This is a genomic window from Rhodococcus sp. NPDC019647 (assembly GCF_044389235.1).
Taxonomy (GTDB): domain Bacteria; phylum Actinomycetota; class Actinomycetes; order Mycobacteriales; family Mycobacteriaceae; genus Rhodococcus_F; species Rhodococcus_F oxybenzonivorans.
In genome coordinates, this window is the sequence record NZ_JBIRXS010000025.1 from 40,169 (window position 1) to 55,505 (window position 15,337).

The 15,337-nt window shown below is 62.8% G+C and carries 11 protein-coding genes; 2 read left to right on the top strand and 9 right to left on the bottom strand.

The window, feature by feature from the left end:
- The first annotated feature begins 114 nt into the window (after positions 1-114).
- Positions 115-1,038 carry an SDR family oxidoreductase gene (locus tag ACH49N_RS29995; RefSeq protein ID WP_358276383.1) on the top strand — a complete coding sequence of 308 codons (924 nt, stop codon included), beginning with the start codon at positions 115-117 and terminating at the stop codon, positions 1,036-1,038.
- Here ACH49N_RS29995 and ACH49N_RS30000 read toward each other — a convergent pair.
- From ACH49N_RS30000 to ACH49N_RS30030, 7 genes are all read right to left on the bottom strand, one after another.
- A complete protein-coding gene (locus ACH49N_RS30000) occupies positions 974-1,819 on the bottom strand; it encodes an IS5 family transposase (RefSeq protein WP_358276384.1) in 846 nt (281 codons plus the stop codon). The genes ACH49N_RS29995 and ACH49N_RS30000 overlap by 65 nt on opposite strands.
- A 133-nt stretch (positions 1,820-1,952) precedes the next feature.
- On the bottom strand, positions 1,953-3,479 hold the full coding sequence (locus ACH49N_RS30005) for an MFS transporter (RefSeq protein WP_358276385.1): 1,527 nt from the start codon (positions 3,477-3,479) through the stop codon (positions 1,953-1,955).
- Positions 3,480-3,546: 67 nt separating this feature from the next.
- On the bottom strand, positions 3,547-4,299 hold the full coding sequence (locus tag ACH49N_RS30010; RefSeq protein ID WP_358276386.1) for a TauD/TfdA family dioxygenase: 753 nt from the start codon (positions 4,297-4,299) through the stop codon (positions 3,547-3,549).
- An 8-nt stretch (positions 4,300-4,307) separates the two neighbouring features.
- Complete coding sequence (locus ACH49N_RS30015) at positions 4,308-4,481, bottom strand: hypothetical protein (protein ID WP_358276387.1); 174 nt, start codon at positions 4,479-4,481, stop codon at positions 4,308-4,310.
- A 237-nt stretch (positions 4,482-4,718) separates the two neighbouring features.
- The gene (locus ACH49N_RS30020) at positions 4,719-5,333 is read right to left on the bottom strand and encodes a TetR family transcriptional regulator (protein WP_358276388.1); all 615 of its coding nucleotides are present in this window, start codon (positions 5,331-5,333) and stop codon (positions 4,719-4,721) included.
- Positions 5,334-5,565: 232 nt separating this feature from the next.
- Positions 5,566-6,921, bottom strand: coding sequence for an IS4 family transposase (locus ACH49N_RS30025; protein ID WP_358276389.1), 1,356 nt, complete (start codon positions 6,919-6,921; stop codon positions 5,566-5,568).
- 837 nt (positions 6,922-7,758) lie between these two features.
- Complete coding sequence (locus ACH49N_RS30030) at positions 7,759-9,216, bottom strand: aldehyde dehydrogenase family protein (RefSeq protein WP_358276390.1); 1,458 nt, start codon at positions 9,214-9,216, stop codon at positions 7,759-7,761.
- A 473-nt stretch (positions 9,217-9,689) separates the two neighbouring features.
- Here ACH49N_RS30030 and ACH49N_RS30035 point away from each other — a divergent pair, with 473 nt between their 5' ends.
- Positions 9,690-10,520, top strand: a complete 831-nt coding sequence (locus tag ACH49N_RS30035; RefSeq protein ID WP_358276391.1) for a mycofactocin-coupled SDR family oxidoreductase — start codon at positions 9,690-9,692, stop codon at positions 10,518-10,520.
- Between the two features lie 1,019 nt (positions 10,521-11,539).
- Here the strand turns inward: ACH49N_RS30035 and ACH49N_RS30040 are convergent.
- On the bottom strand, positions 11,540-12,496 hold the full coding sequence (locus ACH49N_RS30040) for a PDR/VanB family oxidoreductase (RefSeq protein WP_358276392.1): 957 nt from the start codon (positions 12,494-12,496) through the stop codon (positions 11,540-11,542).
- A gap of 396 nt (positions 12,497-12,892) precedes the next feature.
- Positions 12,893-15,310, bottom strand: coding sequence for a CoA transferase (locus ACH49N_RS30045; RefSeq protein ID WP_358276393.1), 2,418 nt, complete (start codon positions 15,308-15,310; stop codon positions 12,893-12,895).
- Positions 15,311-15,337 lie beyond the last annotated feature (27 nt).

Here is a 15,337-nt window from a genome sequence, read left to right on the forward strand (position 1 = left end):
CGTCGCCTCCTCCTCAACGGCGAATTTCCCGCGCCTTGGAAGATCCGACGATCTGGGGCCGGCGGATGCGAGCACAACTGCAAATGGTGAACTACCCGAGGAGGCGAGCTTTCCATGTCGAATACCGTCCTAGTCACCGGCGCCGCAGGCTTCGTTGGTTCACACTTGACTCGAGCGCTCCTAGAGCGCGGCGCGGCGGTGGTGGCTCTTGATCTTGCCGACCGCCTTCCGCAGTTCGTTACGAATGGTCTCGATTCGCCTCCGGTTACCTACATTGTCGGCGACGTCAGCGACTCGCACCAAATCGCCTCGGCGGTCTTGCAGTTCGGTGTCACCGACATCGTCCACACAGCAGCGTCGCTCGCGGAACCCGAGTCGATACTTCGTCCACGTCACTTCCTCAAGGTCAACGCCGAGTCGGTATGGGCCTTGTGCGACATCGCGCGGTCCCTGCCCATCCGTCGCCTCGTCGCGGTCAGCACGCGGTCGGTCTACGGCACCCATAGTCCTGAGGGGGGTCCTGTCAACGAAGAGGCTAGCCCGCGCCCCGTGGCGTTCTACGGTGCCTCCAAAGCGGCCGCTGACATCGTCGCCGTCCAGTATGCGAAGCATTTCGATCTCGACCTGGTAATTCCGCGGGTGACCGGGGCGTACGGCCCCCATCAAAGTTACCCTCAGTTCCTATCGGACATGATCGATGCCGCGGTACGGGGCGAAGCCTTTCACCGCGATGTGGGCGGCGATAGTCAGACCGAAGTCACGTATGTAAAGGACATAGTCCGTGGCCTCCTGGCACTTCTCGACGCAGCTACCCTCCGACACACGATCTACAACGTGGGAAGCGGCATGCAGGTCAGTCTGTCCGAACTCGCGCACATCGTGCAAACGTTCGTCCCGGAGGCGGACATCGAGATCGGACCCGGACTCGATCCCGCTGCAGCGCCTCGCGCTCTCAGTAAGTGTTTGGAAATGGTCACGATGCGCGGGTCGATTGCCATGGGCGGCGTCCGGGTGTCGGTGCAAGTCGTCGTGTCATGAGCCCGATCATGGCCCACTTGATGAACGCCTCCGAGTGGGCGGGGAGGCGCTCATAGTCGTGGTCGAGGCGGCGACAGCGCACCAGCCACGACAGCGTCCGTTCGATCACCCAGCGGTGCGGTAGGACAGCAAACCCACGCTGCCCTTTGGGCTTCCGAACGATATCCAATGCGATGCGGCAGTGCGTGTCGACCCAGGCGACCAGCTTGCCTGCGTAGCCGCCGTCGGCCCACACCACGACCATCGACGGCATCGCCGTCTTCGCCCGCGCCAGCACCGCGCGTCCGCCGTCACGGTCCTGCACACTCCCCGCCGTCACCAACACCACCACGAGTAGGCCGAGCGTGTCGGTTACCAAGTGCCTTTTGCGCCCATTGACTCGTTTCGCGCCGTCCCAACCGCGCGTGTCCGTGCCGACGGTGTCGCCACCCTTGACCGCCTGGGCGTCGACCATCCCCGCCGAGGCCATCGGATCCCGACCACCGCGATCGCGCGCCCGCGCCCGCAGTGCGTCGTGGATCCGGTCGGTCACCCCAGACTCGTTCCACACCTTGAAGTACCAGTACACCGTCTCCCACTTGGGAAAATCATGCGGCAACTGGCGCCAGGAACAGCCGGTGCGGTTCACATACAAGATCGCATCCACGATTCGGCGGCGCGAGTGGATGGCCGGGCGACCAGCCGAAGGCACCGGGACCATCGGTGCGATCAACTCCCACTGCGCATCGGTCAGATCGGACGGATACGGCTTCGGCTTGCGACGCTGCTTACGAGAACCCATGCCCCATCATGAGTCACCGATCGGCTTCAGGGCCGAAATCGAACAGCTTTCCAAACACTTACTTAGGCCCCGGGCGGCGGGGTAACGCACCGTCCGGGTCCGTGGAGGCGCGGTCGATCTCGGATGCCGCCGATCAGTGGGTATTTTCGAGGTCGACGACTTCGGGCCGGTCGGAGAGGGTACCGCCACTGGCCGGGGTACGACCGTGTTTCATGCGAAGTACTCCGGCAACGCCTGCGACGCAGACGAGAGCCAGTATGAAGAACACGATCTTGAACCCGTCCATGTCGTACTGAACCATGGAGGTCTGTGGGTCGATGCCTTGGACCGAGGACGCCAAGATGAGCCCGAAGACCGCCAGGCTCAGCGAGCCTGACAGTTGCTCGGCTTGGAACTTCATCGAAGCGCCGATGCCTTGGGAGGTCGCCGGTACGGCTTCGATCAACATATTGCCCGAGGACGCGTAGTAGCAGCCCTGTCCCATACCGAGTAGGAGTCCCACGGTCATGACCGCGCTAACGCTCGTGGCGATTCCCCCGGCCAGGAGCGCGCAGGCGGCCAGCCAGAACGTCCCGCTGGCGAGGAGGGGAAGGCGCGGACCCCATCGGCGGCTGCACCAGCCGGCGGCGATGCCGGTGCATGCGCCGCTCACTCCTATCGGGATGCCGAGGTAGAGCGCGTATTCCATGGCGGTCAAGCCCAAGCCCGGCATGGCGGAACCTGGGGAGGAGGTTGCTCGCAGCATTTGGGGCAGGATTCCGTTTCCGGCGGCGATGGCTGCGCCTAGGAGTGCGCAGACCGCGAGAGTTGTCCATACCGGGGGGTAGACAAGCAGACGAAACGAGATCAGTGGTTCAGCGGTCCTCCGCTCGATAAAATAGAAGCTGATCAAAGCGGTGAGCCCCACGACTGCCGCCGCGATCCGGTAGTTCTCGAACGTTGCGGCGTACATGAGGAGCCCTACCCCGACACCGAGAATGAGTGCACCGCGGTAGTCGACCTTGTGGCGGGCACGCACATCGGTTTCCGGTACGAACACCGCTACCAGCAGGCCGGTGATGATGACGTATACGAACAAAAACCAGAAGGCTGCCTGCCATCCGCTGTTGTCGATCAGCCAGCCACCGAGAAGCGGGCCAAGTAGACCAGCGACACCGAACCCAACTCCGATGCCGCCGATACCGAGAGGGACGCACTGCGCCGGCAGGAGATCACGAATCAGTCCGTAAGTGATCACCGAGCCGATCATGCCGATGCCTTGCACGGCGCGCCCCAGCAGCAGGATCTCGAAGGTCGGGGCCACGATGCAGATGAGGGCACCGACGGCGACGGCACCGGACGCGCTGAGCAGTACTTTCTTTTTGCCGTATCGGTCACCGAGTTTGGCGAAGACCGGGACCACGACCGCGCCCACCAGCAGTCCGATGGCGTACACGACGCTCACGCTGGTGACGCCGAAGTGCGCGGCGATGTTCGGAAGTGCCGGCGCAATCATGATGAACTCGAACGAAAAGACCTCGATCAGCAAGACGAGTAGAAAAACAATGACGATCGAGCGGCGTTTGGACAGGTTGTCGGCGGTCGACCGCATAGTCGAGGCCGATATGTCGACGGTGGGTGATGCGGGCGGGGAAGACGATTTTCCCGGATGCGGCGCCATCAGAATCCTCCGTCGGTACGGTACGATCCGTGAGACGGATTGCAGGTTTTCACCGATGCGTTCGCGATCATGACGACGCCCCGATGGGGCGCTCGCCGACGACGGAAATACGTTCCATCACCCGTCGGGCAGGGAAGTAGTCGCTGGTTGCGTAGTGTTGGCAGGATCGGTTGTCCCACAAGGCAATCGTGTCGGGTTGCCATCTGAGACGAACCTGGAACTCCGGCCGCTGGATATGGCGGTACAGGCCGTCGAGCAGGTCATTCGACTCCTGGTCGGAGAGACCGACGATGCGGGTGGTGAACAGGGCGTTGACGAACAACACTCGCCGTCCGGTCTCCGGGACGACCCGGATCACCGGGTGCTCCACCGGCGGGTAGTCCACGCGGAACGCTTCGCGCACATCGTCTTGCATATAGCGGCCGAAGGTATGGATCCAGTCGTGTTCGGCACGAAGCGTATCGAGGCGCTCCTTCACCTCGTCGGTGAGAGCATCGTATGCGGCACCCATGTCGGCCCATAACGTGTCGCCGCCGATCGGAGGGACCTCAATGGCCCGGAGAATCGCTGCTCTGGAGGGGGTTTCGAAGAATGTGACGTCATTGTGCCAGTTGTTCTCGAAGCCGGCATTATTTGTGTCGCGCGCGAGGGTGTTGACGTCTGCCGCGGTCTGACCAGGCTCCGCATGGCGAAAGAAGGGATGGATTTCGATCTCGCCGAGACGGGCTGCGAAGTGGCGGTGTTGCTCGCGGGTGATGTGCTGGTTTCGGAAGAACAGGACCTTCCACTCGAGCAGTGCACGCTCGACTTCGGCGAACATCTCCTCATCTAGATCCCCAGGTCGACCCCGCTGATTTCGGCACCGATCGTCGGAGTCGCGGGAGTGACCGTGATTCGGTCGTAGGTCTGCGGACCGAATGAGTCCGTCGACAAGCGGGACAGGATCGGTCCCAGCCCAACAGCGGCAACGAAGTCGGGCGTGATGGGGTGCTGGCGCAACATAGGATTCCTTCGGTTGTAGATATGGCGAAATAGCCAGATGGGTGATGTGGTTGAGGTACGGGGCACAGCGCCCTGAACTGTTCGCGGAGGATGAATGTGTCTGCTCGGAGCCAGTCAACGGAGACTGTCGCAGCCGTGCACATCGCTCACGACGCGCCATATGGTGCAGCACGTTGTGCGTGATCATTGATTGCGATTAGGCAGAGAGCTAACCGGTAACCTGTAGGACGGTCAGCCCTACAGGTCGACGAGTGTGGTCGGAGCTTCGAAAAGGCCAACGCAAGAGTCGACGAGATCAGTGATTCTCGCAGAAAGATCGTCGATCTCGGTGCTGGAGCCTTCGATCCTGGCGACGGCAACCGCGATCAAGTGTGCCATGTTCATGGCACGGTTTCGTGCTGTCTCCACCGGTAGCGGACTCCGCTCGACGAGCCGATCCATCACTTCTCGAACAGTGTCGGCATGGGATTTCTCGTAGGTCATGTCCACGAAGAGCGGATCGTTCGTGCACTGCACCAGAAACCTTGCGTAGTAACTATTTTCACGCATCACGGTTTCCTGCACGAACGGCATGATCAGAGCTTCGATGAGCTCTCTGGATGCCACCACCCTCCCGGCCGACCCTATACGACTCAGTATGACCCGCCGGTGTTCGTTGATTATCGACATCCGGCGTTCCACCACCGCCGCGATCAGTCCAGACTTCGATCCAAAGTGGTACTGCGCCGCAACCTTATTGGATTGCCCCGCTCGTGCGTGGACCTGACGCAGAGTCATAGCTGCGATCCCACCTTCGGCGACCAGTTCTTCAGCGGCATCGATCATCTGCTCTTGAGCTGTGATCTGCGTCATGAATTGAAACTAAAGGCATTGGGATTAAATGTCAACGGGGCTTTCTTAGAATTCACTGCTGCAGTGATGGTTTCGTGTCAGCATCGAAGGCATTCTTGACGCAATGCCGCTTAGCTGGCGGCTTGAAGGGCTGTGACCAGCGGTTTCCCAGCGTCCGGCGTGATGAACGATTGATTCGCCAAGCGAATCACCGCCGCCCCGCTATAGCGGGTTCCGCTGTGTCCCTACCGCTTCACCGGATAAGGTTGGGTCGGGTACGTTTGACCACACGGGGATAGCTGCGGTGACGGACAGGATTGCGGTTACATTTCGCGGTGACACGGGCGATGATCTCGGCGCGGATCCGGTGTTGACGGTCAGGGGAAAAAGCATCCGGATCAGCGAGCCTGTCGGCGATGATACGGATGCTGTTGGTGAACTTGATCCGCCCTGGATCGATACTGGTCTCGGTCGCGGCCTGACAGAGGAACGCGCAGACCGCGTAATGAGCGAGGCGATACCCGTAGATCTCCTGCCGCACCATCTCCGGGGACCGGGACCGCAGGATCTGCCCGGCTCCCCGCATCTGCGTTTTGATCTCCCGGTTCGCCGCTTCGTGCTGCCACCTCTGGTGGTAGACGTGAGCGAGCATCCCGGCAGGAGTATGTTTCGGCTCGAAACATGTGGTGAGCAAACAGATCAACTCACCGAACCCGCGGTCGTCGACCTCGTACTCGATGGCCCGCGCCCACTGGACCCGACCTTCCTCACCGACCAGATCATCCCCACCACCGGCGAGATGGATCAACTGGGCGCGTTGCGGCTTCGGTGTTGTCGGGTTGAACAGCAACGTCATGTACGAGCCGTCCCCGCAGGACTCCAGCACGGGCAGCTCCATGATGTCACCCACACGCCACAGCAGCTCAGCCCCGGTTTCGTAGGCCTTGGACCACAGGTCGAAACTGTAGAACCCCGCATCGCAGATCAACAGCATGTCGGACTCGAGTAAACCCACCAACTCGGCCGCGGCACTGCGATCACCGCTGCCCTTGCCGCTCACGCCACTGATCTGCGCGCCCAGGCTCACATGCGAGGCGCTCTCGGTCAACGTCACCACCCGCGCCTGCGGGAACGCGCCGCCGGTCGGGGTGCCGAATTCTTCACGGTTGGCTGTGCTATCGAACAGGTCAAACACCATGCCGTCCATCGACACCAGCCGCTTCCCAGCGCAGAACACGTTGGTTGTCAACAACTCTGAGACCGGGACCGCGATCCGCTCGAACAGGGCTTTGACAGTCTCGAACCCCAACCGTTGACGTGCTTGGGTGATGCCACCCGAGGTCGGGATGTCCCAACTCGGATCCCACGTTCCCCAGCAACGCAGCGGTTCGGTCAGCTTGCGCCACACACCTTCGTAGTCGAGGTCGGCGTGCAACGCCATCGCGATCACGTAGTACATCATCACGTGCGGTGGTAGCGACCCGCCGCGGCGCTTCGCCCGAACCCCGTGTTCGCCGAGCACGACCTCGATGTCGTCACGTGGTACCGACGAGGTCAACACGCCCAACGAGATTTGATCGATCAGCGGCACCGTGTCGGTATCTTTCACGCCGCGACGTTAGCCAGTCGCGGGCCGGCACGGCCAACAATGACACGCCAAAACCTCCATCTAACAGCACAGTTACCACAAGCTAAGTGGGATTGATCCTTGACGCCTCCTCCGAAAGCGCTGCTCGCAATGGCCTGCGCAGTCCGATAGTGAGAGGGGCAATATTTGATGAGTAGTTGTCGGGTCTCACGGCGCCCGCGCGGTCATCTCAACATTCCTGCGCGCGAAATACACTTCACACACGTCTGGTAAGAACACCGCGATCCAACGCGCGATCGGGTCGATTACCGACGAGGTGTGGACCCCAGTGAAATACCCCGGAGCGACCCGCGACCCGACACCGGAACCTGAAGCTGAATCTTCGAAAGTGGGGTCTCTGAAATCGCCTACACTTCTTTTACTTTCGCCAGGGTTCCGACCACCGCTCGGTTGAGCGTGCGACGCGTCAAATACCCTCTTCCCTGACGCGTTGTTCCCGGTGTGGGAGTATCACCCGATTTTCACAAACCACGCCTCCCCAGTGGTCGATGCCGATGTCACCCACCTCCGGCATACAAGCATTGAATCCGTTTCCGCCGATCTCATCGTCGGACCCCTGTCGCACAGGCTGCCGGGTGATTTCGAAGCGAGCTCCGCGTGGGTGCTCTGCGCCGCGCTCGTACACAATCTGCGTTGGCTTGCTTCAAAAAGCCATCCACGTGAGACACGCTCTAAGCCGTCGATCTTGGTGCGTGAACGCATTCTGCCTTCCGATGCAGATTCGGCTTCACTCGCCGCAGAGTAGTCGATGCCGCCCTGCACAGTTTAACCGCTGCGTCACACTGTAATCCGCTGTCCTCAGAGTGCGATCTGCACTGACTTGAAAGATACGAACTCAAGAGTTCCCTGCAGCCCGCCCTGGATGCCATATCCACTTTGTTTACGACCACCAAACCCGATCTGGGGGCCCGCGGGCGCCCACCCACCGTTGACGCCGACGTTGCCGGTGTCGAGCGCTCCGGCCACTCGGTGCGCCCTCGAGATGTCGGAGGTGAAGAGGTAACCGGCCAGGCCGAAATCCGAGTCGTTGGCGATCGCGACGGCTTCTTCCTCGTCTACGAAGGTCTGCACGCCCAGTACAGGGCCGAAGACCTCGTCTCGCGCTAACTCGACGTCATTTGAGGGGAGTGCGACGACGGCCGGGCTGAGGAAGAAGCCGTCAGCCAACTCGCCGCCGCACCGCTCGCCTCCGGTGATGACTTCGCCGTAAGTCCGGCTTCGCTCGACCATGCCCGTTATCCGGTCGACGGCCTTCTCACTGATCACGGGGCCCATGGCAACACCCTCGGTGAATGGGTCACCGATCGGGATCGAACTCACCGCGGCTACGAGTTTTTCCATGAACTCGTCTCGACGCGACTCGTGCACCAGGATACGAGTGCCCAACGTGCATGCTTGGCCAGCGTTCATAGCCACCATCGTCGCCATCGAGAGGGCGCGATCGATGTCTGCGTCCGCAAAGATAAGGCTCGCAGACTTACCGCCCAACTCGAAGACGGCCGGCGTCAGTGCTCGTGCTGCTACCTCTGCGATCCGGCGGGCGGTACTCGGCCCGCCGGTAAACGTAATCTTGTCCACGCCTGGGTGAGAGACGAGTGCCTCCGATGCCTCGATCCCAGCGGTCACCACATTGAGGACCCCGGCCGGCACGCCTGCCTGAAGAGCGATCTCCCCGATTCGGAGAGCAGCGAAGGGTGCAAGCTCCGAGGGCTTTGCCACCACTGTGCACCCCGCTGCCAGCGGTGCGGCGATAGTCATGCCGAAGGCGCCGACCGATGCGTTCCACGATGGTAGTGCAGCAACGACGCCGACCGGCTCGACCGAGGTGTACTCATGGACGTTGCGTGAAGACAACGGAGATACGTCGCCGTGAAGCCGGTCCGCCCAGCCGGCTGCCTCTTCGATCCAGTCCGCACCCCAATCTACGAGAAACGGTGATTGGGTTATAGGCGCACCCATTTCCAGCGACGCAATAACAGCGAGATTCTCGGACTCCGCCCGGATCAGCTCGGCGAAACGTTGCAGCACGCGTCGTCGTTCCACGGGGTTCCAGCGTGACCACGCGGGCAAGGCGGCGCGAGCGATATCGACTGCGCGGTCGATCTCTGCCAGGCCGGCCAACGGGAGCGACCGCTGAGCCCGTCCCGTACTGGGATTGACGTGATCGAAGCTGCCCCCCGAGGCCGAGGTCAGTCGCTCATTCCCGATCAATAAGTGACCGGGAAGAACCGTGGACTTGTCTGATGTAGCAGTCATGGGGATGTCTTCCTGATAAGAGGAGCTCAACTTAGATGAATACACAGTCGTCGAAACGGTAACACTGTGACCGTAGTCACGCAATGAGCACATCTCGGAACTTCTCGCTGTCAACGATCGGTAGTCCAGCTCGCGGCACAGCAAGGTCACGTCGAGCGTGTGCACCCAGAGATCACAGACCCAGGAACGCTACGGTTTCAAAGTGCCGAACCCACGAAATATGGTCTGAAATAGAGACTCTCACCTCCACCGCAATACCGCCAGCCATGGATGTTCGCCGCCATTGTGAGCAACCTCCAAAGCTGCGACCGAGCGCGTGCGCGATAGCGAGGCGGGGATTGACACCTCCCCATGAGGCTTATACGGTCCTCCCAATACTCAACAACGTTGAATCTATGACCGTGAAGCGCAAGGCTGTCGAGTGCCGACAGTATCGATGCGAGCTGGGTCCGGAGAAGCAAAGGACTGATCAAATGGGTCTTCTGGACGGAAAAGTCGCCCTGATTTCCGGCGTCGCGCGCGGCCAGGGACGGTCCCACGCCGTGCGCATGGCCAAAGAGGGCGCCGACATCATCGGCTTCGACATCTGCGCGAACATCGAATCGGTCCCGTACCCGCTGGCAACACCGGCTGATCTCGACGAAACCGCGCGATTGATCGAGATGCACGGCCGACGAGCCTCGCTACACCGAGCGGACGTCCGCGACCTCGACGCCGTGACCCGACTGGTCCAAGGCGGGGTCGACGAGTTCGGCCGGCTCGACATCGTCCTCGCCAACGCCGGCATCATGCCTATCGTTGGCGCGGAGAGCCGGACCATCCCCGCCTTTCACGATGCTGTCGAGGTCATGCTGTCGGGAGTATTCAACACTGTCTACGCGGCGCTTCCGCACCTTCAGGCAAGCGGTCGCGGAGGCGCAGTCGTCATCACCAGTTCGAGCGCCGGACTACGCGGGATGGGCGACGAGACTCCCGGTTCGCTGGGTTACGTCGCAGCAAAGCATGGTGTCGTCGGCCTCATGCGTGCATGGGCAAACGTGTATGCGAAAGACAACATTCGCTTTAACACGGTTCATCCGACCGGCGTCAATACCCCAATGATCGACAACGACGCGTTCCGAGACCATATCCAAGCTCATCCCGAGATCATCGACAACATTCAGAATCCCTTGTGGATTCCCGAGGCAGGCACGCTAGATGCAAACGACGTCACCGATCTTGTTCTGCATCTCGCTTCCGACGCCGCAAAGTATTCCACTGGCGGCACATTCACCGTGGACGCTGGGTTCACCAACAAGGTATGAATCAGGTCGCCGCTAGGGGTCAGGCACTCGGAGTCGGTGCCAGACACGCAACCAGGCAAGGTTGTGCGTCGAGTGGGTGTGGCGCATGAGGATCGTGGCGGCGGGAGGCGGTTGACCAGCTCGTTCAAGTCGGTCCGAGTGAACGTCCAGCCGAGGGGGCGGGTGCCGGCGTAGGGTCCGGTGGTCATCACCTGCTCCCCCAACCGGCCGAAAGGCTCGATGCCGGTGGTGGGCTCGCACCGACCGAACACGCGGGCGGGCTGGACGTCGTAGACGGCGAAGTACGCCAGCGTGCCGCGTCGGGAGTACTCGGCCTCGACCCGCATCGACCGAAGCGCGTCCGGCGGCACACTGCGCTGTCCGCTGCCGAGCCTGGACGCCGTCGGCGGCCGACCACCGACGCACCGTCGGTGGTCGGAATTGTACCGGCAATACCTCGGGGCGTGACCTCACGAGCCGGCTCCGGACAGCTCCACCGGGTCAGCGGCACGTCGGCCCGGGCCAGCAGTTCACAAAGCCAACGCCTCGACCTCGGCCACCAATTCGGCCGGACTTTTCGCGGCCGCGCACTGCGCGGCAGATCACGTAATCATTCGATTCCTTCACGGCAGAATCGGATACGCCACCTACGGACAGCGTCGAGACAAATACCGAGCCGTCGGCAATGGCGGCATCGGCTGCCGGCCCGAATCGACCAAGATCTCGGTCCGCCCACGCCTGCTCGCGCGGGCGAACGCTGGCCTCAGCTCGCGGGCTGGAGGTGCGTTACCACGGGCATTCGCCTATGTCACCGGTGAACTAGTCAACGGCACGAGGCTGCCACTGGGTCGTCTGCGCTACACCGAATCGGCCACCACCCGGGGATTCGCGATCTGCCGGGCAGGCCACGATGACAACGAAGACTCCTGCCCAGCGGCCTCCGCGGGGGCACCCCGGCCGAAGCACTCGACTGCGCCTGCGGCCACGACCTCAACGACCCCCACTGCCTGGCAACCCGCGACGAACTACGGGTGCACCCATCAGAGATCCAAGACGATTTTCGCCGTGCAACTCCGGGACACGCAGATCATCATGGAGTCGTTCGCAGCTTGCTCGTCCTCAGTGAGGACCGAATCCCGATGGTCGGGCACGCCTTCCACTACCGTGGCCTCACACGTTCCGCATATACCTTCGCCGCACGAGAACGGCACGTCCATTCCCGAACGCAGCAATGCGTCGAGCAGCGATTCGTTCGCATCCACGATCAAACTGGTGCCCGCTCGAGCGAGTTCGACCTCGAACGTTCCGTCAAGGGCATCGGCGGGGCGTTCCTTCGCTGCAAAACGCTCGACATGGAGGTCGATTCGGGGGCGGTCGCGGCACTCGTCTTCGATGGCCTGTAGCAGAGGTTCCGGGCCGCAGCAGTAGACGGCGGTATCGGCGTCCTGGGCGCCGAGCGCGGCGGCGAGATCAAGGATGCCGAACTCGTCCTGAGGTCTGATGTCGACGCGGTCGGGATAACGAGCGACGAGGTCGTCGGCGAACGCCATGCTGTTGCGGGTACGCCCGCCGTACAGCAGTCGCCAGTCCGATCCCGCCGCGTCGGCCGCCCGGAGCATCGGTAGCAGGGGCGTGATGCCGATGCCGCCGGCGACGAAGAGGCAGGATGGCGCGGGCTTGAACCGGAAGTTGTTGCGCGGACCGCCGACGCACACGAGATCGCCGGCCTGCAGCGAGTCGTGCACCCATTTCGATCCGCCGCGCCCGTTCTCCTCGCGCAGGACCGCGATCGTCAGGCACGTGCGGTCGTCGGCGTCGCCGCACAGCGAGTACTGACGCACGGTCGCCTCGTCGATGACGATGTCGATGTGGGAACCAGGGTCCCAGCCGGGAACCGGGCCTCCGTCCGGGTCCGCGAGCCGTATTGCGACGACACCGTCTGCAAGCACGTCCTTGCCGATCACCCGAAGTTTTCTGAGCTCGGTAGAGATGGTCATCAGCGTCTCACTTCCTGGACTTCACGTGCTATGCAATCTTGTTCAACTAGTTTTCGGTGACGCATCACCTCGGTATCCACAGTGCGCCACCCCAGGACAAACTCGTTCCCCTGATGCCCGCTGCGGACATCCGCGGTGATCCGATGGCACCCCCATCCGGCTGCTCGACAGCTCGATAGCGCTCTTCGTGCGCTCCGGATCGACTCAACAGCAGCTATCTTCACGTTCTCGATCGAGAACAGCTGCGAAGTCGCGCTGAAGATTCGACCTACGACGAAGAAAGCTCCTCGGGACCATGGAACGGCACCAGAACGTCGCGCCATCGGCCGTTCTTCTGACGGGTAACGAGCCATCACGCTCTCCTGCAGTGACTTCATTACGAAATTTGCTGCGCAATCAGCGAGCCGCTGCCATCGCGGGATCGTCCTCAGTCGGCTGCAATACCCCGTCCTGGACGAGTCTGTCGATCTCTTCCGCGCTCATCGCGAGCAAAGTTTCACAGATCTGCCGTGTCTGCTGGCCCGGCAGTGGAGCCGGACGGAGCGGCCAGACCGGCAACGTCTCGAAGTGCGCAACCTGCCGTGCGGTAGGCAACGGGGACGGCAGCAGTTCGTGTTCGAGTTCGGTGTACGCGCCACGCGCGGCGAGCTGAGGGTCGGTGAGCAATTCCGGCAGACGAATCATGGCACCGGCCGGAACACCACCGGCCTGCAGTACCTGCATCGCCTCGGTCGGGCCACGTCCGGCAATCCACTCGGCGACGATCCGGTCGGCCTCGGCACGACGCTCGAGGCGTGCAGCGGTGGTCGCGAAACGCGGGTCGTCGACGAGTTCGGGTCGTCCGAATACCTCGCACAGCCGCCGCCAGTCGGTATTGTCGCGCACCGCGACCACACACCATTCGTCGTCCCCAGCAGCAGGGAAGACACCCGACGGCGCCGAGTAGGGATCGGAGTTGCCCGGAGCAGTGATCGACCCGGGGTCGAGGTACTCGGCCACAAGCTGGTTGCCCAGAGCGACGATCGCCACGTCGGCCTGGGCGACCTCGACAGCAGCGCCGCGCCCGGTCCGGAGTCGATCGATGAGCACCGCTAAGACCGTCGTCGCGGCGACCTGCCCGGCAATATGGTCCGGGTACACCGTCGAGCCGTCGCACAGCCCGTCGGAGATGTCCGAAGAGCGCCACAGAGCCGAGACTCCGCAGGCGGCCCGCACCAACGGACCGTATCCCAATCGCGTGTTCCACGGCCCGTCGCTGCCGAAGGCACTGCTCTCCGACACGATGATCCGGGGATTAATCGTCGCGAGTTCCTCGTACGACAACCCCATCGACGCCAACGTGCCCGGTTTGAAGTTGGCCAGCACGACGTCCGCATCCGCAGCGAGCTCCCGAAAGACCCGGACACCTTCCGGCGTACGGAGGTTCAGCCCGAGGCTGCGACGATTGCGGTGACCCCACGCTACCGACGCGGCGAGCGCACCCTTGCGGCGCGACTGCCTCAGGCCGTCCGGGAAGTTCGAATTCTCGATCTTGATGACGTCGGCGCCGTTGTCCGCGAACTGGCGTCCGAGTTCGGCGCCGAACACTATCACTCCCAGGTCGAGGACACGCAGGCCTTCGAACGGTCGCGCTCCGACCCCGTGTGAGGGAGCGGGAATCGCCGAGCTTTGGCCGTCGCGGCCCGCCGCGAACACGACATCGTCGTGCTCGCCGAGTTCGGGTGCACGGAACCGGACACCGGCACGATCACCGTTGATCTTGGCGTAGCCGGACGGGATCCGCGCGGTCACGCCCGGGGCGATCTCGGTGTCGACGAAAGTGCCGGCAACCTCGAAGTGTTCGGTGGTGAGCACCTCGGGGACCGTGTTCAGTCCCCCGATCGGGATACCGCGCGCCGCTCCCTCGATGATCAGCTGCTCTCGTGTGTAGTGTGCGAACAGGGTGTCGATGAGCGGGTTGAGCCGGTCCGACGCCGCGAAACGCGCGGGGATGGTGTCGTACTTGGGATCGGCGAATTCCGCGGGTTCCCCGAGCCATTCGAACATCGCCCGCCACTGCCGCTTGGCCAGAAGACAGATCCGCACCTGTCCATCGGCGCACCGGTAGACGGGATAGAAGTTGGCGGCGTCGGGCCGGCCGCGGGGGAAGTCCTCGGATCGTCCCGCGGCGGCGGAGCCCTGCACGCCGAATCCGGGGTCGAAGCCGTGCACGACGACCTCGTAGGCCGACACGTCCACGTACTGCCCTTGCCCGGTGTGCAGGCGGTCGTAGTAGGCGAGCAGGGCTGACCACGCCGTGTGCACACCGACCGTTTCGTCGACGAGCCCGTTCGGCGGGAGCAAAGGCGGTTCGCCGGGTTCACCCGAACGCGACAGCACCCCACTTAGCGCGTACAGCACCGGCTCGGTCACGGCCCAGTCCCGATACGGGCCGTTCTGGCCGAACGGGGTGAGCGACACCGCAACGAGCGTCGAATTCACTTTCCGCAAGTCGCAGGGGCCGACTCCGCGTGCCGCGAGATAGCCCGGCGGCAGCGACTCGATCAGGATGTCGGACCGGCGGGCAAGCGCGCGAAGCCTCTCGCGTCCGCCCTCGTCGTCCACGTCGACGACGACTCCCAGCTTGTTGGCATTGCGCAACGCGAACGGGATGCTCACCCCATTGCGGACAGGCTCGGCCGCACGGGCCGCCGACCCGCCCGGAAGTTCGACGCGCACGACCTCCGCGCCGAGATCGGCCAGGAAACGGCCGGCGGTGTCACCAAAGCCGTCGCTCAGTTCCAGGACACGAACGCCCTGCAGAGGAAGTGCCATCCTGTGCTCCAAAGTTGTGTGCTCGTC